Annotated in this window: 12 protein-coding genes and 1 pseudogene; 1 reads left to right on the top strand and 12 read right to left on the bottom strand. The window is 67.0% G+C overall.

Features of this window, described 5'->3' with window-relative positions; genetic code table 11:
• The 10 genes from N1F91_RS12815 to N1F91_RS12770 all read right to left on the bottom strand — a co-directional run.
• Positions 1-909: PAS domain-containing methyl-accepting chemotaxis protein (locus tag N1F91_RS12815; RefSeq protein ID WP_289992628.1), on the bottom strand; the 909-nt coding region annotated here is incomplete at its 3' end.
• A 208-nt stretch (positions 910-1,117) separates the two neighbouring features.
• Positions 1,118-5,401, bottom strand: a complete 4,284-nt coding sequence (locus tag N1F91_RS12810; RefSeq protein WP_289992627.1) for a cytochrome P450 — start codon at positions 5,399-5,401, stop codon at positions 1,118-1,120.
• Between the two features lie 93 nt (positions 5,402-5,494).
• Positions 5,495-7,273: an adenylate/guanylate cyclase domain-containing protein gene (locus N1F91_RS12805; RefSeq protein WP_289992625.1), complete on the bottom strand. Its 1,779-nt coding sequence runs from the start codon at positions 7,271-7,273 to the stop codon at positions 5,495-5,497.
• A gap of 296 nt (positions 7,274-7,569) precedes the next feature.
• Complete coding sequence (locus tag N1F91_RS12800) at positions 7,570-8,742, bottom strand: Mrp/NBP35 family ATP-binding protein (RefSeq protein ID WP_289992623.1); 1,173 nt, start codon at positions 8,740-8,742, stop codon at positions 7,570-7,572.
• A 146-nt stretch (positions 8,743-8,888) separates the two neighbouring features.
• Entirely contained in the window at positions 8,889-10,316 is a 1,428-nt protein-coding gene (locus N1F91_RS12795; protein WP_289992622.1) for a gamma-aminobutyraldehyde dehydrogenase, read from the bottom strand.
• A gap of 94 nt (positions 10,317-10,410) precedes the next feature.
• Complete coding sequence (locus N1F91_RS12790; protein ID WP_289992618.1) at positions 10,411-11,226, bottom strand: ABC transporter permease; 816 nt, start codon at positions 11,224-11,226, stop codon at positions 10,411-10,413.
• Positions 11,227-11,489: 263 nt separating this feature from the next.
• Entirely contained in the window at positions 11,490-12,443 is a 954-nt protein-coding gene (locus N1F91_RS12785; RefSeq protein ID WP_289992615.1) for an ABC transporter permease, read from the bottom strand.
• Entirely contained in the window at positions 12,440-13,438 is a 999-nt protein-coding gene (locus tag N1F91_RS12780; RefSeq protein ID WP_289992614.1) for an ABC transporter ATP-binding protein, read from the bottom strand. The genes N1F91_RS12785 and N1F91_RS12780 overlap by 4 nt, the downstream gene beginning before the upstream one ends.
• A gap of 185 nt (positions 13,439-13,623) precedes the next feature.
• Positions 13,624-14,781, bottom strand: coding sequence for an ABC transporter substrate-binding protein (locus tag N1F91_RS12775; RefSeq protein WP_289992612.1), 1,158 nt, complete (start codon positions 14,779-14,781; stop codon positions 13,624-13,626).
• A 488-nt stretch (positions 14,782-15,269) separates the two neighbouring features.
• Complete coding sequence (locus N1F91_RS12770; protein ID WP_289992611.1) at positions 15,270-15,884, bottom strand: Uma2 family endonuclease; 615 nt, start codon at positions 15,882-15,884, stop codon at positions 15,270-15,272.
• Positions 15,885-16,099: 215 nt separating this feature from the next.
• Here N1F91_RS12770 and N1F91_RS12765 point away from each other — a divergent pair, with 215 nt between their 5' ends.
• Positions 16,100-16,966 carry a DUF5677 domain-containing protein gene (locus N1F91_RS12765; RefSeq protein ID WP_289992610.1) on the top strand — a complete coding sequence of 289 codons (867 nt, stop codon included), beginning with the start codon at positions 16,100-16,102 and terminating at the stop codon, positions 16,964-16,966.
• A gap of 84 nt (positions 16,967-17,050) precedes the next feature.
• Here N1F91_RS12765 and N1F91_RS12760 read toward each other — a convergent pair.
• Both N1F91_RS12760 and N1F91_RS12755 read right to left on the bottom strand, forming a co-directional pair.
• A pseudogene (locus tag N1F91_RS12760) lies at positions 17,051-17,932 on the bottom strand (LysR substrate-binding domain-containing protein); the annotation flags it as partial.
• A gap of 432 nt (positions 17,933-18,364) precedes the next feature.
• Positions 18,365-18,733, bottom strand: coding sequence for a DUF1850 domain-containing protein (locus N1F91_RS12755; protein ID WP_289992608.1), 369 nt, complete (start codon positions 18,731-18,733; stop codon positions 18,365-18,367).
• Positions 18,734-18,862: the final 129 nt, after the last annotated feature.

Genomic DNA, 18,862 nt, shown 5'->3' with positions numbered 1-18,862 from the left:
GATCACGCCGATGATCTGGCCGATCTGGGACGACGACTTCTCGATCTGCTCCATGGCGGTGATTGCCTGGCGCACGATCTCGCCGCTCTTCTCCGCATCCGAGCGGGTCGAGGCGACCGTCTGGTCCGCCTTGCGGGCGCCGTCGGCCGTCTGGCGCACCGTCTCGGTCAGCTCGTTCAGCGCCGCCGCGGTCTCCTCCAGGCTCGCCGCATTCTGCTCGGTCCGCTTGGACAGGTCGTCCGATGCGCGCATGATCTCGCTCGTCCCGCTGCGCACCGTCTCCGCACTGCTGGCAATCGACGTCAACGCGCTCTGCAACGAATCGACGGCCTTGTTGAAGTCGACCCGCAACGCCTCATACTCGGCCGGGAAACTGTCCGAGATGCCGTTCAAGAGATTGCCCGCGGCGAGATTCCTCAGCCCTCCGGCAAGAGCCTCGACGACACTCTGCTGCTCGCGGGCCCGCGCGGCGCGCTCCTCCTCGTTGCGGCGACGTTCGAACTCGACATCGGTGATGTCCAGCGCGAACTTGACCACCTTGTACGGCTTGCCCGATGCGTCGAAGAGCGGATTGTACGACCCTTGGATCCAGATCTCCCGTCCGCCCTTGCCGACGCGGGCGTACTTGTCTGAAAAGAACTCGCCGGCGCGAAGGCGCTCCCAGAACACCTTGTATTCAGGGCTGGCGGCGAAGGCCTTGTCGACGAACATCGAGTGGCGCTTGCCCACGATCTCGGCTTCCGTGTAGCCGAGCGTATCCAGGAAATTCTTGTTCGCCGCCAGGATCGTGCCGTCGAGGGCGAACTCGATGACCGCTTGCGACCGCATGATCGCAGCGACCTTGGCGTTCAGTTCCTCGGCATCGGCCCTTCCGGCGGCCGACCGGGTGCTCGCAGTGAAAAATCCCATTCTCTCCCCCAAAGATGCCGGTCGACTGGTACCGGCAGGTCCGTCAGCGACAGGCGCGAATTCGCGACCGGGCGACGGCGTTCGTGCATCGCCAGTCGAATTTGGGAGAATACTGTTAATGAATTGCCTAGTTTTGCTCGTCTGGACGCCTAATTATACACGGATTATACAACCATAGGAGGGCATCAGACGACGTCATCAAGCCATCCTAGAACTTCGCCCCCGAGTGCATGGGACATTGCGCCAAATCGATCGCAGCGGTCGTCGTCGGAAGTTCCTGGTCGACCCCGACCGCCAATGTCAGCGTCTCCCCCGTTTCCGCCCGCGAGCGCAGATAGCGCAGCGCGCGCTGGCCGGGCATGAAGAAGTACCCGCCGCCTTCGACCGTGACGAAGGCCTGGAGCCCGCTCAGCATCAGGGGGCCGTGACGGGTCGGCACCGTGAAGGCACCGTTTCCGCTGGGGTGGCCGACGATCGGGTCCTGCTCGCCGTGCAGTGTCTGGAAGCTCGGATTCATCACCCAGGTCTGCTGGACGAACTCGAACTGCCGTTCGATGTCGGCGTTCAGGCACATGAACAGGATCCCCTTCCGGTTACCCTGCTCGAAGGCGCGACTGATCCGCAGCAGCCGGTGGCGCTTGGCCAGTTCGATCTGCGCCTGGGGATCCTTGCCGAGCGAATCGCGCGGGTTTGACCGCCGCGCATGGGCGCCGAGCGGGCAGGCAAGCCCTTGCGGGTCCTCGCCTTCGTAGAGGAAGCCGTTGTCGGCCACGTCCCGCTGGCGCCCCTCCGTGGCCTCTGCGTCGCGCCGAACGGGATGCCGGACCAGCGATGCGCCGTCCTTCCAGCGACCGAACATTTTGGCGCCCACCCACTCGGACGCCGGCCGGCCGTCGATGGCGTCACGGCCGAGCCCGTCAGCCGTCTCCCCGCAGAAGCTCTCGAAGCGGTCGACGTGCTGGACGAGTTGGCGCACCACGAGGAAGGATCCGTTGCGGCCGAAATCGCGCCAGTCCCGCCCCTCCCCGCCCACCGGCGGCACCGCGAGCGCGCTCAGGCACTGCGCGCGGTCGAAACCGGCCTGAACGGCGATCGGCGGCGGAGCCTTGCCGGTCTGGTCGGGATAGCCGAGCAGGAACTCGCCGGCTGCGACCTTGTGCTGCGGATGAATCGGCGCCCGGGCGCGCGGCGTTCCCTCGATCACCGGCTGCGAGATGCCGTCCCGATAGCCGAAATGCTCGATCGGCCGGCCCTCGCCGTCCGTCTTGATGATCAGCGGCAGCCGATGCAGCACCCGCATGCCCGCGACCTCCGCCTCGGCCACCGCGGTCGCGGTCATGCCGGCGATGCGCTCGCCGGTCGCGTAGCAGACGAGAACTGCGTCGGCCTCCGCGCCGGCCTTGCCCCAGGCCCAGTTCGCAGCCGCATTCTCGCCGACGTCGCCCAGCACCCGATCCTGGCCGGGCGCCGCCATGCCGCGCCGGAACACCGTCGGCAGTCCCGCTACGCCCTCGTCGGCAAGGCCGAGCTTGCGCAGCCCGCTGGCGCTGAAGGCCACGGTCATTGCCTCCTTCTCCGGAACACGCGCTCCGAAGCTGGCATTGGCCAGCACGAAATCCAGCCACTGTGCCCTTTCGGCTGCCGGCATGCTCTCGGGCAGGCGCAGCGCGATCATCTCGGCCGCCTGCAGCTTGCCCATGCCGCCGAAGACGATGGACTGGATCTCCTCCGTCTCCAGCGCATCGGCGGGCAACGGTGCCGAGCCGAAGCTGGACAGCAGGGCCGCGGCCTCGCTCTCGGTTCGGGCGCCGGCGACCGCCTGGCGGATCGCCGCGTTGCGCCGGATGTGGAAGGTCGTCAGCTCGGGATAGGCTGAATACCAGAACAGCGTCGGGATCTGCTGCTCCCGCGCCCAGAGCTTGAACAGCGCCCCGTTGGTCGCCCCCTCCTGGAACAGATTGCGCGTCCGCGGAAAGCCCACGGTATTGCTCCAAACCCCGGTCAGGCCGGCATGCGCCTTGGTGATGAAGTCCTCGAGATAGCTTTCCCAGCTGCCACCGTAGTTGCTGAAGAACAGCAGCTTGTCGGTGCCGGGCAGGAGCACCCAGCGCGCATAATGGATCGACCCGATATCCGACAGCCGGCCGGGCTCGAATGCCCGCGTTGCCGCGATCTTGATCGCGAGGAAGGTCAACCGCAGCGTCAGGCGGCGCAACCGGCCCGGCTTCATCACCGATACCGCGGCGAGATGGTTCTGCGCCACGTGGTTCTCGCCAGCTGCGATGGGCTCGAAACGCTCCGGCGGCAGAGGCGCCCCCTTCTCAGCATCCCGTTCCTCGGCCCGGCGCAGGCCCCAGTAGCCGAGGCCGGCCAGCCCGCCCACGACGAACACCATGGTCAGGATCGCCAGCGACAGCGCCGCCGCCCAGGCGACCAGCGCTCCGCCCACCGCCTGCGCGCCTGCGAAGGCGAAGCGGGCGTAGAGCGCGGTCAGCAGCGCCAGCGCGGCGACGGTGCCGCCGAGGATCCACCAGGACGACAGCCAGCCGATGAAGGCCGCCGTCAGCGGCTTCGTCGCCCCGTCGAGACCGTGCGGGGCCGGCTGGAACGCCCAGTCGTAGCCGCCGCGCTCCGCCAGGTGCCGGCGCAACCGTTCGAGCCGCGCCAGCGCGGTCTCGGCCGGGTCCGGCCGCATCCTGGCCAACGCCGTGCGCAATTCCTCTTCCAGGCAGGCTTCCGCCTTGATGCGATCGACGCCGTGACCGGGGGTTCCGGTAAAGACGAGACCGGCATGGGTCGAGAACCCGGGACCGATCCGGACGCTGTGCATCTGCATGAAGGTCGCGAGTTCCCGGCCCGGCGTCAGCGCGCCGGCCTTCTCGAAGACGCTCCGCAGGAAGGGGCCGGCCTTCTCCGCCATCAGCGCGATGGCTGCGGCCTCGCTGCCGTCGGCGGAGAACTCCAGCACCACGTCGAACCGGCCATCGGACGTTTCGGCTCGTGGATCGGCGCTGCCGATCACCGAAAGGCTGGCGAAATGCACCGCCCGCGCATCGTCGAGCGCCGCCTTAATCCCGCCGGTCGCCGGGTTGCCGAGCCGCGCGACCTCCCCGCGCAATGCTGAAATGTCGACGCCGGACGCCACCGGCGCGGCGACGGTGACGAAGGCATGCTCCACGGTCCGGGAAGACGCGTCGACGTCGAACGTGACGCAGAGCCTTTCGGGGAAGGCACCGCGCCGGGACAGACGCCCGGCGCGGCCCTCGGCCCGCCGCAATCCCGGCCGCTCGAACAGCGCCCGGAAACACTCGCCGATCTGCACGCGCGCGATCGCCGAACCGATGCACCAGTGGATGCCATGGCCATAGACCATGTAGTCGCGGCACGAGCGGTCCGGATCGAAACGCTCGGGATCGACGACGGATTCGGCATCGAACATCGCCGACAGGATCGACGGCATCACCGTGGCGCCCTTCGGCACGAAACGCTCCCGCGACGTGCCGCGGGCGATAACCGCATCCGCGGCGGCGTACCGGAACGGGCCGACGAAGATCGGCTTGAACCGCATGGCTTCCAGAATGGCGCGGTCGAGCGCGCCAGTATCGCCGCCCTTCACCGCCTTCACCACCGCAGCCCGGGCCTCCGGCATCGACAGGACGACGTCCAGGCAGTTTCCCGCGGCCAGCAGGTTGGTCGGCGCGAAGCCGGAGATCATGCCCATCATCACGGACCGGATCTCGGCGATCGAGATCACGTCGGGCCGCTGCTCGTTGAGGAGGACGAGCCGCGCGAGCGGCGTGTCGGCGGCGATCTCGCCGCGCTGCGCCCGCTCGATCGACAGGTCGATCGCGGCCAGCATGTGATGGGCGGCCGTCACGGCCAGTTCGCGCGTGTCGGCGTTCCCGGCGGGATCGGCGAAGAACAGCGTCGACAGCGCGATCGACCAATCGGAGAAGGCTTCGTCGTCGTCGATCGCCATGCCGAAATAGTCGCGGCAGACCCGCACCGGCACGATCTTCAGGAGTTCGTCCACCGCGTCGAAGCCGGGCGTCGCGGTCCGCATGATGTCGTCGGCGTGGCGCCGCGCGATCGGCCGCACGCGACGCTCCACCTCGTCCGGGGGGAAGGCCGACAGGATCGGCGACTTGAGCTTGCGATAGGCCGCCCCGTCCTGCATGCCCAGGATGAAGTTGGACCCGTTGGCCATCTCCATCATCTCGGGCCCGAAGGGGGTGTGGAACACGTCCTGGCGCTCGAACACCTCGCGCACGTCGGCGGCGCGCGTCACCAGAACGAAATTGCCGATCTTCGGGTTAGGCCACCAGCGGCGCAGCACGGAGAGCCAACCGCGCGGGTTCTCCATCAGCCGGCCGACGGCCCGCCCGACGAAGCCGCGCGTGCGCAGGCGCTCGGGGTCGAAGGGCGGCAACGTGCCGGCCGGCTTCTGACCGGCCTGCGCCTTCCTGATCCCGTCATGATATTTCGTCTGCAACGTGCTGTCCCCGACTGTTCCCAGGTTGCAGGTAAAGCGCTGTGCCCGCCACTGTAAGTGACGCGCTTCACACTGCGGCGCGGTTCGGGGGACTTATTCGGCGGCGAGATAGGCGGCGATCAGGAGATCGTTGTACGCCTTGTCGGCAAACGGGATAAGGGCGGCCTTCTCGACGGTGAAGCGTGGGTCCTGTCCGAGCAGGATCGTCCGTTCGGCCCGCGCCTCGTCATGCCGTCCCGTCCGGGCGAGTGCGCCGGCCTTGAGGAACCGCGCATACCAGTAGGCCGGTGCGAGCATCAGCGAGCGCTCCGCGCTGATGACCGCGCCATCCCAGTCGCCCGCGAGGCACTGGGCGGAGGCGAGTTCGCCGAGATTGTGGAAGCGGTAGAGATCGAAGGGGCTCAGCCGGTCCGCGCCCTGGAACAGCGGGATGGCGCGCCCGGCCTCGCCAAGCAGGTTGTGCGCGCTCCCCATGGCCGAGCGGGCGAAGGCGAAGCTCGGGTTGATCCGCAGGGCCTCCGACAGATGTTCGAGCGCACCGCGCGGACGGCCCGACATGATGTCGGTGATGCCGAGATAGGCATGCGGGCGCGCATCCTGGCTGTCGACGTAGAGCGCCTTGCGCGAATACTCCACCACGCGCTCGAGGTCCTCGCGGTACTCGCCGCTCGCGCCGAAGTTCAGCCAGGACCGCCAGAAGTACCACCAGGCCAGCTCGTCCAGCACGGTCGAGGAATTCGCGTCGCGCTCGTAGGCCGCCTGGAAGAACTCCAGCGCGCGTTCCGTGTCCTCGCGCGTTCGCCGCTGCATGTGCCAGCGCCCGCGCCGCACCAGTTGCCAGGTTTCCAGGCTCTCCCACGGGACGCGGAAGGTGCGCGCCTGTTCGATCCGGTCGACCTCCTTTTCCAGCGTCGCGACGATCTCGCTGCCGATCTCGCCTTGCATGTCGAACATGTCGGTCATGTCGCGGTCGTAGCGGCGCGACCAGATGTTGCGGTTGGTCGAGGCGTCGTCGAGCATCGTGCGCACGCGCAGCTGGTTGCCGTTGCGGGTCACCGTCCCGGTCACCACGTAGCGGGCGCCGAGTGCGCGGCCGGCCGCCTCCGAGGTCACCCCGGCATCCTTGAACTGGCGGCTTGAATTGACCGAGATTACCGGCAGCCAGCGCACGTTGGACAGGCCTGCGATGATGTCCTCGGCGATGCCCTCGCCGATGTAGCGTGTCTCGGGATCGTCGGGTTCGCTGCGTAGCGGCAGGATGGCGATCGCGGGCGGACCGCCCTTGCCGTCGGCGCGGAAGAACGAGAAGGGCGCCGCGCCGTCCTGCCGGACCACCGGCAGCGAGACCCCGCGCTCGACCCGGTAGGCGCGGACCGGCAGGAGGATGTTGTGGAAATCCTGGATCCCGAGATCGGTGAAGCGCACGGCGGCGCGGTCGCGCACGTGCTGCCACGTCGTGTCGGAGATCACCACGCCGCCTTCGGGCGCGATCTCCTGCAGCCGGGCGGCGATGTTGACGTCGTCGCCGTAGCGGCTCTCGTCGCGAACGATCACGCTGCCGGTATTGATGCCCGCCCGAAAGGACATCCGCCGGTCGGGTGCGATGGCCTCGTTGTGGTCGCGGATGCGGTCCTGGAAGTCCAGCGCGGCCAGCAGCGCCTCCACCGGCGCGCCGAACTCCGCCATCATGCTGTCGCCGGCGGGACCGAACAGTCGGCCGCCATGGTCCGCGCAGGTCGCGTCGATGAGTTCCCTCATCTGCTCGAACGTCGCGACCGTCGCCTCGTCGTCGATGCCCATCAGACGGGAGAACCCCGCTGCATCGATCGATACGATCGTCGCCACCTGCCGCGTATAGCGCGGGCCGGCCATGCATTGCCCCATTTCCGTCGGAAGACCGGCTCCCCGCCCGCGACCCGAACCCGTCGCTTATGGCAGGAAGACGAACTGCCGATACATCGTTTCACCTCGCGGATGCTCGGCGGTCGATCGGCGCCGGGCAAAACTACAAAGTGTCTAGTCTTCTTAACAAATGCACGGTTGCATTTCCACCGCGACGGGTAAAGCGCCGGCGACTTTATGCCCAGGAGCGTGCGAACGATCCCGATGCCCCCGGTTGCGCGAGCGATATCCGCAAGCTTGCCGGTCGGGAAAGGCCGGACAGCCCCCTATTCGAAGACGATCGCCGGCCCCTCGCCGCCGCCCTTCCCGGCCTCCAGCTGCTCGATCACCCGGGCGGCGATGTCGCGGTAGACCTTGGCGTGCGGCCCGTCGGGCTGCGAGACGACGACGGGCGCGCCCGCGTCTGAACTCTCGCGGATCGCCATCTCCAGCGGTACCTCGCCGAGGAAGGGCACGCCCAGCCGCTCGGCTTCCCTGCGCGCACCGCCATGGCCGAAGATGTCGTAGCGCGTGCCCGTGTCGGGGGCCACGAAGTAGCTCATGTTCTCGACGATGCCGAGCAGCGGCACGTCGACCTTGCGGAACATGTTGAGACCCTTGCGCGCGTCGATCAGCGCCAGGTCCTGCGGCGTCGAGACGATGACGGCGCCGGCCAGCGGCACCTGCTGCGCCATTGTCAGCTGCGCGTCGCCGGTTCCGGGCGGCATGTCGACCACCAGCACATCGAGGTCGCCCCAGGCCACCTCGCGCAGCATCTGCGTCAGCGCCGACATCACCATCGGTCCGCGCCAGATCATCGGCGTCTCCTCCTCGACGAGGAAACCCATCGACATGACCTTGAGCCCGTAGCGCTCCATCGGTTTCAGCACCTTGCCGTCCACCGTTTCCGGCTTGCCCGTCAGGCCCATCAGGCGCGGCAACGACGGGCCGTAGATGTCGGCGTCGAGAATGCCGACCTTCATGCCGAATGTGGCGAGGCCGAGCGCGAGATTGACGGCCGTGGTGGACTTGCCGACGCCGCCCTTGCCTGAGGCGACCGCAATGATCGCCGACACGCCCGGCACGCCGCGCTTGCCCGGCTGGCGCGACGCGGGAGCCGGCCGCGGCGCATGCGAATGCCCATGTGCGTGGCCGTGCGCATGCGCGGCGGCGCGCGGCGGCGGCGCGGGCGCCCGCTCCATGCCTCCGCCCTTCTTCTCGGCTGTCAGCGCCACCATCGCGCCGACGATGCCGGGAATGGACTTCACCGCGCGCTCGGCCGTCTCGCGCAGCGGCTCCAGCTCGCGGGCGCGCGCCGCCGGCACGGTGATCGAGAAGAACGCCTTGCCGTCGGCAATGAAGATGTCCGACACGAGCCCGAGCGAAACGATGTCCCCTCCCCCGTCGGGACCCGTGATCGTCCGCAGCTTCTCGATGACGATTTCCTTGGTGACGGACATCTGGCCCCCCTGCTGAATGCGCGGTCTGACGTCACACATAGGTCAATGCGGCCACGACACCAAGCGGGGCGACGGCGCGGAAGGCCCGAAAGGCGACGCGCCGCCAAGGATTCCGCGGCGCGTCGTTCGAGGTCGATAAGCTGCCGCTACCCGTGCGCCACCATCACGTGGCGCACCGCCGTATAATCCTCCAGCGCGTAGAGCGACATGTCCTTGCCGTAGCCGGACTGCTTCAGCCCGCCATGCGGCATTTCGTTGGTCAGCATGAAATGGGTGTTGATCCAGGTGCAGCCGTACTGCAGCCGCGAAGCCGTCGCCATCGCGCGGCCGACGTCCTTCGTCCACACCGACGACGCCAACCCGTAGTCGCTGTCATTGGCCCAACTCACCGCCTCGTCGACGTCGGAGAAGCGCGTCACCGAGACGACCGGGCCGAACACCTCGCGGCGCACGATCTCGTCGGACTGCAGCGCGCCGGCCACCACGGTCGGCTGGTAGTAGAAGCCGCCGCCCTCGCCCGGCTTGCCGCCGGTGGTGATCTCGATGTGGTTGAGTTCCGACGCCCGCTCGACGAAGGAAGAGACACGGTCGCGCTGGCGCTTGGAGATCAGCGGCCCGATCTCGTTGGTGGTGTCGTCCTCCTGCCCGTAGGCGATGGTCGAGACCGCCGAGGAGAGGTCGGCCACCAGCTTCTCGTAGACCTTCTCGCCGGCATAGATGCGGCAGGCGGCGGTGCAGTCCTGTCCGGCATTGTAGAAGCCGAAGGCGCGCAGTCCGCCGACGACGGCGTCGAGGTCGGCGTCGTCGAAGACGATCACCGGCGCCTTGCCGCCAAGTTCCAGATGCGTGCGCTTGACCGACTTGGCGGCGGCCTGCAGCACCTTCTTGCCGGTCGCGATGTCGCCGGTGATCGAGATCATGTTGACCTTGGGATGGTTGATCAGCGCGTTGCCGACGCTCTCGCCGCGCCCGAGCACCACGTTGACCACGCCCTCCGGCAGCACTTCGGCGAGAATGCGCGCCAGCTTCAGCGCCGTCAGCGGCGTCTGCTCCGACGGCTTGAACACCACGGTGTTGCCGCCGGCGATGGCGGGCGCCAGCTTCCAGGCCATCATCATCAGCGGGTAGTTCCACGGCGCGATCGAGGCGACGATGCCGATCGGGTCGCGCCGGATCATCGAGGTGAAGCCCGGCAGGTACTCGCCCGCCACAGCACCGGGCATCGAGCGCACCGCGCCGGCAAAGAAGCGGTAGCAGTCGACGATCGCCGGAATCTCGTCGTTCTTCACCGCATTGATCGGCTTGCCGCAGTTCAGCGCCTCGAGTGCCGCGAAGCCATCGGCCTCCGCCTCGATCCGGTCTGCGATCTTGAGCAGATATCCCGAACGCTGCGCGGGCGTGGTCCGCGACCATGTCGCGAAGGCTTTGTCGGCGGCCGCCACCGCCGCCTCGATCTGGCCCTGGTTCGCTTCGGGCAGGTTCAGGATCGTCGCGCCTGTACGCGGGTTGAGGATCGGCTCCTCCATCTCGGTCCCGGCCTCGAAGCGCGAACCGATCAGCATTGCGGTGTCCATCGTGTATCTCCCTGTTTTCGAGAAGCGAGTGGCGAATGGCGAAAAGAATGACCCTAGTCGCTATTCGCTATTCGCCACTCGCCATTCGTCCGTTTCACTTCCCCGCTCCGGCGATCTGGTCGCCGTCCCGGGTCAGATAGAAGGCGGCGAGGATCGGCAGGAAGGTGACGATCACCACCACCATCGCCACCACGTTGGTGACCGGCCGCTGCCGCGGCCGCACCAGTTCCTCCAGCATCCAGATCGGCAGCGTCGCCTGCTGGCCGGCCGTGAATGTGGTCACGATCACCTCGTCGAACGACAGCGCGAAGGCGAGCATGCCGCCGGCAAGCAGCGCTGTGCCGATGTTGGGCAGGATCACGTAGCGAAATGTCTGGAATCCGTCGGCACCGAGATCCATCGACGCCTCGATCAGCGACGCCGAGGTGCGCCGGAACCGGGCCACCGCATTGTTGTAGACGACGACCACGCAGAAGGTGGCGTGGCCGAGCACGATGGTCCAGGTCGAGAACGGGATCTCGGCGAGCGAGAAGGCAGACCGCAGCGCGATGCCCGTGATGATGCCCGGCAGCGCGATCGGCAGGATGACCAGCAGCGAAATGGTCTCGCGGCCGAAAAACTTGGTCCGGCTCACGGCGGCCGCGCACAAGGTGCCCAGCACCAGCGCGACGGCCGTCGAGATCGACGCCACCTTGACCGACAGCGTCAGCGCCTCCCAGACGTCCGGGCGGTTCCAGGTCACCGCGAACCACTTGGTGGTGAAGCCTGGCGGCGGCCAGGCATAGCTCTTGTCTTCCGTGGTGAAGGCATAGACGAAGATCAGCAGGATCGGCAGGTGAAGGAACAGGAGCCCGGCCGCCGCGGCGATCGTCAGCGGCAGCGGCGCGCGCTCGTTGCGGTCAGCGCGCATGGGCAATCTCCCGACGGCGACGTCCGGCCCGGCAAGAACGTCCATCCCTGCCCCTCACCGCCGCAGAACCCCTCACCGCAGCAGGACCCCCACCCCTCACCCCTCCCCACAAGGGGGAGGGGGACACCGGCGTCACCGCTTCCTCATTCGACCGAACGACGAGCTCCAACGCTCGCGCCCCCCCTCCCCCTTGTGGGGAGGGGTGAGGGGTGGGGGTCCTGCGACGCAGCGGAGCAGGTGACGGCGCCGGGGACCGTGCTATCTCACATCGCATCGAACGCCCCCAGCCGCTTGGCGCCCCACAGGTAGAACCCCATCACCACGATCGGCACCACCGTGAAGGCGGCCGCCAGCGGGATGTTGCCGGCCGTGCCCTGGTGCGCATAGACCGCCTGGCCGATGAACAGCCGCGACGTACCGACGATCTGCGGGATGATGTAGTCGCCCAATGTCAGCGAAAACGTGAAGATCGAGCCGGCCACCAGCCCCGGCAGCGCCAGCGGGAAGATCACGTGCCGGAACGTCGTGGCGGGGGCAGCGCCGAGATCCGACGAGGCCTCGACCAGGTTCCCCGGAACGCGCTCCAGCGCCGCCTGCAGCGGCAGGATCATGAAGGGCAGCCAGACGTAGAGAAAGACGAGGAAGGTGCCGGTATAGCTGAAGGACAGCGAATTGCCGCCGACGATCGGCAGCGACAGCCAGGCCTCGAGCAGCCAGGTCAGGTGCAGCTTGGCCAGCAGCCAGTTCAGGATGCCTTCCTTGGCGAGGATCAGCTTCCAGGCATAGACCTTGACGAGATAGCTCGACCACAGGGGCAGCATCACCGCGAGATAGAAGAACGCCTTCCATTTGCCCTTCGCGTAGCGCGCCGCGAAATAGGCGATCGGGAAGGCAACGGCGGCGGCCGCCAGCGTCACGATCGCCGCCATGACGACCGTGCGCACGATGACGTCGAGGTTCTGGGCACGCAGCAGTTCGCCATAGGTCTTCAGCGTGAACTCGTACTGGACGAGGCCCGAGAACTCGTCGATCGAGAAGAAGCTCTGCGCGAGCAGCGCAAACAGCGATCCCAGATAGATGATCCCCAGCCACAGCACCGGCGGCGTCAGCATCAGGAACAGAAGCAGCCCCGGATGCCGCCAGAATGCATCCGACAGCGCCCCCGCGACGCCGCCGCGGCGGGGCAGGATGGCGGGGTTTGCCGACAAGGCCCTCACCCCTCGCCCCCCATGACGTGCAGCGTCTCGCGATTGAAGGTCAGCACCACCGCCTCGCCGTCGTCCGGCAGACGGGCGCCGGCGGGCAGGATCGCGTTGATCCGCAGCCCGTCCGCGTCCAGCACCACCCGCGTGGCGGCGCCCAGATAGCTCTTCGACAGGACGCGCGCGGGCACGCCGTCGCCGGAGGCATCTGCCTGGATGCGGATCGATTCCGGCCGCAGGCTGCCCCAGCCGCGCTGCCCGCAATAGCGCTGCACGAAGTCGGGCGGCAGCACGTTGGACGAGCCGACGAAATCGGCGACGAAGCGCGAGGCGGGCCGCTGGTAGATCTCCTGCGGCGTACCGACCTGCGTGATGCGGCCCTCGCTGAACACGGCAACGCGATCGGCCATCGACAGCGCCTCGCCTTGATCATGGGTAACGAAGACGAAGGTGATGCCGAGCTGGCGCTGCAGCGCCTTCAGCTCCTCCTGCATCTGCTCGCGCAGCTTCAGGTCGAGCGCGCCGAGCGGCTCGTCGAGCAGCAGCACCTTCGGCCGGTTGACCAGCGCCCGCGCCAGCGCCACGCGCTGCCGCTGGCCGCCCGACAATTGTCCCGGCCGGCGGTCGCCATAGCCCGGCAGCTTGACCATCGCCAGAACCTCTTCCGCCGCCCGTCGCCGCTCGGCCTTGGCCACCCCGCGCACCATCAGCCCGTAGGCGACGTTGTCGACGACGTTGAGATGCGGAAACAGCGCATAGTCCTGGAACACGGTGTTGACGTTGCGCCGGTAGGGCGGCACGCCCTCGGCCGTCTCGCCGAAGATCTCGATATGCCCCGCCGTAGGCTGCTCGAAGCCGGCGATCAGCCTGAGCGACGTCGTCTTGCCCGAGCCCGAAGGTCCGAGCATGGCGAAGAACTCGCCTTCCCGGACGTCGAGGTCGACCCGGTCGACGGCCTTGACCGCGCCGTAGTGGCGCGAGACCTGGGAAAAGGAGACGGCTGTGGTCATCGTGGTCGAACGATCCTGCTGCGAATGCGGAGCATCCCCTCACCGACCCTACAGGCCACCTCTCCCCCTGCCCGAAGGAGAGGAGCCGCCAACCGCAGGCGCTGCGATTCCTCTCCCCCATGCACATGGGGGAGAGGTGGATCGGGCGAAGCCCGAGACGGTGAGGGGGTGGGCGCGGCCCGCCGTCAGCGCCCGCCGATCACGCCGACATAGTCCGACACCCAGCGATAATAGGGCACGCAGGCATCGTTCTGGCTGGCGCACTTCGACGTCGGCGTGGTCCAGAAGCGGACCTGCTCGAAATTGTCGAAGCCGTTGGTGGTGCAGCCCTCTGCGGTCTGCATGCCGCGGCCGTCGGTGCAGGCGGCGGGCACGGACGGGTTGGCACCGAACCAGACCGACAGGTCGGCCTGCAGGTTGGACGCCAGCGAATGCTCCATCCACTTGTAGGCGCAGTTCGGGTTGGCGGCATCGACATGCATCATGGTCGTATCGGCCCAGCCCGTCACGCCCTCCTTCGGGAACACCGAGGCGACAGGCTGCTTGTCCGACTTCAGGAGGTTAACCTGGAACGGCCAGGAGCCCGACGCCACCACACCCTCGTTCTTGAAGTCGTCGATCTGGATGAAGGCGTCGTGCCAGTAGCGGCCGACGAGCTTGCGCTGCTCGCGCAGGAGGTCCAGCGCCGCCTTGTACTGGTCCTCGTTGAGCTCGTAGGGGCTCTTGATGCCGAGGTCGGGCTTGTGAGTCATCAGGTAGAGTGCGGCGTCGGCGACGTGGATCGGCCCGTCATAAGCCTGCACGCGGCCGGCGTTCGGCTTGCCGTCCGGCAGGTCCATCGGCTCGAACACCACGTTCCAGGAGTCCGGCGCCTCCTTGAATACGTTGGTGTTGTACATCAGCACGTTCGGGCCCCACATGTAGGGCACCCCGTAATGCACGCCGTCCACCGTGTGCCAGGGCGCGTTCTTCAGCCGCTCGTCCACCGTCGACCAGCTCGGCACGAGGTCGATGTTGACCGGCTGCACGCGCTTGCCGGCGATCAGGCGCAGCGAGGCGTCGCCGGACGCCGTCACGAGATCGAACCCGCCCTCGTTCATCAGCGCCACCATCTCGTCGGAGGTGTTGGCGGTCTTGACGTTGACCTTGCAGCCCGAGGCTTCCTCGAACTTGGTCACCCAGTCGAATTCCTTCATCGTCTCGCCGCGCTCGATGTAGCCGGCCCAGGCGACGATGTTGACCTGTCCCTCGCTCTCGCCGATCGACGTGACCTGGGCGAAGGCGGAGGCCGAAACGCTGAGCGCGAGCGTCAGCGCGGTGCATGACTGCAGAAGCTTCTTCATCACGGTTCTCCCATTGTCGGGGGCCGCTCTGTGCTGGCGGCGTGGTCCCTTGTCACAGAGTGCCACGAATTCCGCCATTCGCAATTTCATTTGTCAGAAAGGAGGTATCGGAAATTCCGATACCGAGGCTCATGTCCTCTCCCCCAAGAATGTGCTTCCCGGAGAGCGGCTCGGTCGTGCGTCCTTCGAGGCTCGGCTTCTCCGGGCACCTCAGGATGAGGACCGTTGTGCTGCTCCAACGACGGGTCCACGACCGGGACGACGTTCCCGCCGGCGAAACGAGAACTGCCAAAGCCGTTTCCGCGACATTTCAGACCGGGAGCGGCAGCCTCCGACGGTCCTCGTTCGGAGGGTCCGAAAAGGGCGGCTCAGGGATATGTCAGGACTGGAGTGGCGCGCCACCAACGGTCCTCATCCTGAGGTGCCCGCGCAGCGGGCCTCGAAGGACGCACCACGCCGTCGTGGCCATGCACCTCGGCATGCGGGCGTCAGAACCGCTCGAGCGCGGCGAGCGTGACCGAGAGGCCGGGGATGGCCGTAGATCGCACCTCCGCGTCGACCGCCACCGGACGGATCGAGCCATAGCCCTCCAGTCCCGGCGCCGTGTGGACATGGGTCGCCTCTGTCACGGCATCGATCACCCACAGTTCCGGAATGCCGAACTGCGCATAGATCAGCGCCTTTCGCCCGAGGTCCCAGCGCAGGCTGGAATCGGCGACCTCGACCGCCAGCAGCGCCGTCTTCGGGGCCAGCGCGGCCAGCCCGTCGGCCTTGCGGAAGAACACGAAGTCGGGCTCGACGAAGCTGTCATCGCTCAGGCGGAAGGTGGTACTTCCTGCCACACAGATCTGCTCGGGCGAATTTAGAACGAACCACAGGTTCAGCGATGCTCGAAGTATCTCGTGCGGCAGCGACTTGGTCGCCATCGGCACGATCTCCCCGCCGATCAGCTCGAACCGCTCGCCCTCGTCCAGCACGCCGGCCTTCGTCAGCGCCTCGATCTCGGCCACGCTCCACCGCCGCCGCGCCAGCCCCTCGGCGGCCTGCGTCGTCGGCGGCAGATCGGCGGGGCGGAGCTCGAGGTTGCGGAAGAGCTGGTTCATGGCGATGTATATAGCATCGTCGCAAACGTCGGCAAACGGGGCTCCCAAGCGTGCCGTATCGGCAGCAACCTACGCTCGGCGGCACTGGGGGGGGCCGCGTGGGACGCGTTGGTGAAACGGAAAACGATTTTTCTGTTTCAATGTAGAGCTTTGCCGCTTCACTTAGGGTAAAATGTGCGGCCCCTACTGATCGATCCAAACGAAATGGTCAGCTTGTGTCCGACGACGATATCCCCCGTTTATCCTGCACCGAAGCCGAGTTCGTAAATGCCTTCCGCGCGAATGGCTTTCTCTCACCATATGTCGAAGAGGCCATTCCCGCATATACGCGTCAACACATGGCATGGTTCGATCACGCGGAGGGCCTCAACGGCGCGGGTCTTGAGGCATTTAACCGCCGCGAGAACGAGATCGTGGGATTGTCTAGTCACCATCCAACGCCGATTGCGATGCGAATGATCTACCGAACGCTTTCGTCTTTTCAGGCGGCGCTTATCCTATACCGGCGTGCCATGATTGCAGAAGGCGATACGTTGGCGCGCAATGTCTATGAAACTGCGTTTTGGCTCGGCTTCATCCAAAAGGAGCGCGATGCAGCCGTTCGCGCTTTCATCAATGATGAACTGAAATCGCAAAAAGATCGCGCTACGTACTACCTTGAACAGTTTCGACGCGGTTTTTACGAGCGCAATCCGGAAATCGAGCGCCAGTTGGCGAATAGAGTATCTTCCCTAAAATCAAAAATCACAAATTCGATATCGGTAAAATCTCTCGCGCAGCGTAGCGGTTTTTACAATTATTACGATTCGTACAAGAATCTAAGCGCGTCATCGGCACACAACTCATTGAATAGCCTCCATCGCTATTTGAATCGAAACTCTGACGGTTCGTATGACGGCCACGTCGTCGGTCCGGACCCCGACAGTCTTTCCGAGTCATTGCCTGTTTTGTGCATTGGCCTTGGTATCGCCCTAGCCATGTTCTGTACCATAGTCGCCCTTGAGCATGACGAGCCCGATCTTCAAGCGTTGCTAATCAAAACGGATACGCTTCAGCGCTCTCAGGGTGTGGGAGGGCTCTGAAAAAGAACTTCCAACTCTGTTCCAGCGTCCCGCCGCGAACGCATCGCCGGCCCCCCCACACCTTCCCCGCTGCATCCGCTGCCCCTGCGCCAAGGCGATGAAGTCGCGCGCGGTCTGCGACAGCACCGAGCCGCGCCGCCACACCATGCCGACCTGGACCACCGGCAGCGCGCCGGAGATGTCGCGGCTTTCGATCCGGTCGCCTTCGAGCGACCACGGCCGGTAGACGAGGTCGGGCAGCAGCGCCACGCCCGCGCCGGTCGCCACCAGGCTGCGCACCGCCTCCACCGAGCGGGTGCGGAAGGCCACGTGCGGCCGGGTGCCGAGTGCTGCCAGCAGCTTGCCCGTGCTCTCCTCGATCTCGTCGATGGTCAGCATGATCAGCGGCTCGGTCGACAGGTCCGACAGGGCGATGGATTCGGCGTCGACCAGCCTGTGCCCGAGCGGCAGCCACAGCCGGTAGGGCGAGACCTCGAGAATCTCGGCCTGCAGCGCCATCCGGTCGCGCAGGTTGGAGATGACGGTCACCGCCACGTCGAGCTCGCCGCCGACCAAAAGGTGCTCCAGATAATCGCCATTGTCCTCGATCGCCGACACCTCCACCGCCGGCCAGGCGCGGCGGTAGCGGGCGAGCAGGTCCGACAGCACGTAGCCCGCCACCAGCGAGGTTACGCCGAGCTGCAGCCGGCCGGTCACCGTCGCCGGATCGCCCGAAAAACTGCGCCGCGCGTCCGATACGTCGGCGAGGATCTTGGTGGCGTGGCGCAGGAACTGGTGGCCCTTGTGGGTGATCGCCAGCCCCCGCGCATGACGGTCGAACAGCGCCACGCCGAGGTCCCCCTCCAGCTCCTTGATCGCCTCGGTCACCGCCGACTGCGAGATCGACAGGTTCTGCGCCGCGCGGCTGACGGTCCCCTGCTCGGCGACGGCGACGAAATACTGGAGTTGGCGAAGCGTGAAGGCCATGGCGCATTCATAAGCGGGAACGCGCGAAAGGAAAGCCGGGGCGCATCGGCGGCGTGCGTCGTTCGTGTTGCGTTCTGCGAGAGCGATGCAAGCCTCTGGCCAACCCCGAGCCCCGTCGCGCCCCCCTCTGTCCTGCCGATCTCCCCCACACGGGGGGAGATCGGCAGTTCCAGCGACGGTTCGCCCTTTGCAGCGATGGAGATTGGCGCAGGCTGTGGCGAAGGCGGATCTCCCCCCTCGTGGGGGAGATGTCCGGCAGGACAGAGGGGGGCGCCGTGAAGCGCCCTTCATCCCGGGTCTGCGCAACGGAAGAGCGTGGACAGTCTTCCGCCCCGCCCCAAGCCAATCGTGACGCCCCCGGCCCGCCGGGATCGTGCAAGGAACCCGATCGGCCGGGCGGCCAAAACACCGCCGGGCGCGCCCGCGCGCGCCCTATCCGTCGCAGCCCCTGATCTCCACCGGCGCGCCCGGCGCGTCCCCGATCGTCAGGCACCCCCCCGCCACGCAAAGCTCCCAACCTTCCCCCGTCGCGCCGGAGCTTGCGAGCAGCAGCGAGGGCTGCGGCGGCAGGCGCGGCCGATACGTCCAGACCCCGCCGTCCAGCACCGCCCCCTCCGGAACCTCCATCCCCGCCCCGCTGCCCTCCACGCGGGCGGCGACGAGTTCGAGCCCGGCCAGCGTCACCCGCCAGTCCTCCGCCCAGCGGGTCTTTTCCACCGAATGGGTCCAGGCGAGCGTGAAGGCGGAGGCGGCGAGCACGGTGGTCTTGCCCGAGGCTATGATGCAGAGGGCTAGGGGCATGGGGGCGTGCGAGATCTCGGAGCCGCCCACGCTCGACGGCGCCCCCCTCTGCCTGCCGGCATCTCCCCCACGAGGGGGGAGATCGGGTGTCCCTGCCGCCTCCGCCAATCTTCGCCTGTGCAGGAAGGG

Source organism: Aquibium sp. ELW1220 (genome assembly GCF_030398385.1).
Lineage (GTDB): Bacteria > Pseudomonadota > Alphaproteobacteria > Rhizobiales > Rhizobiaceae > Aquibium.
Note: the sequence above shows the minus strand (reverse complement) of the source record. Positions and strands in the feature narration are given on the sequence as shown.

What these genes read in the sequence shown, in the direction of transcription:
- N1F91_RS12805 (WP_289992625.1), bottom strand. Translation starts at nt 7,273, where the DNA reads ATGGCCGGCCCGCGCTATACGCGGCAGGTGGCGACGATCGTATCGATC.
- N1F91_RS12800 (WP_289992623.1), bottom strand. Translation starts at nt 8,742, where the DNA reads ATGTCCGTCACCAAGGAAATCGTCATCGAGAAGCTGCGGACGATCACG.
- N1F91_RS12795 (WP_289992622.1), bottom strand. Translation starts at nt 10,316, where the DNA reads ATGGACACCGCAATGCTGATCGGTTCGCGCTTCGAGGCCGGGACCGAG.
- N1F91_RS12790 (WP_289992618.1), bottom strand. Translation starts at nt 11,226, where the DNA reads ATGCGCGCTGACCGCAACGAGCGCGCGCCGCTGCCGCTGACGATCGCC.
- N1F91_RS12780 (WP_289992614.1), bottom strand. Translation starts at nt 13,438, where the DNA reads ATGACCACAGCCGTCTCCTTTTCCCAGGTCTCGCGCCACTACGGCGCG.
- N1F91_RS12775 (WP_289992612.1), bottom strand. Translation starts at nt 14,781, where the DNA reads ATGAAGAAGCTTCTGCAGTCATGCACCGCGCTGACGCTCGCGCTCAGC.
- N1F91_RS12770 (WP_289992611.1), bottom strand. Translation starts at nt 15,884, where the DNA reads ATGAACCAGCTCTTCCGCAACCTCGAGCTCCGCCCCGCCGATCTGCCG.
- N1F91_RS12755 (WP_289992608.1), bottom strand. Translation starts at nt 18,733, where the DNA reads ATGCCCCTAGCCCTCTGCATCATAGCCTCGGGCAAGACCACCGTGCTC.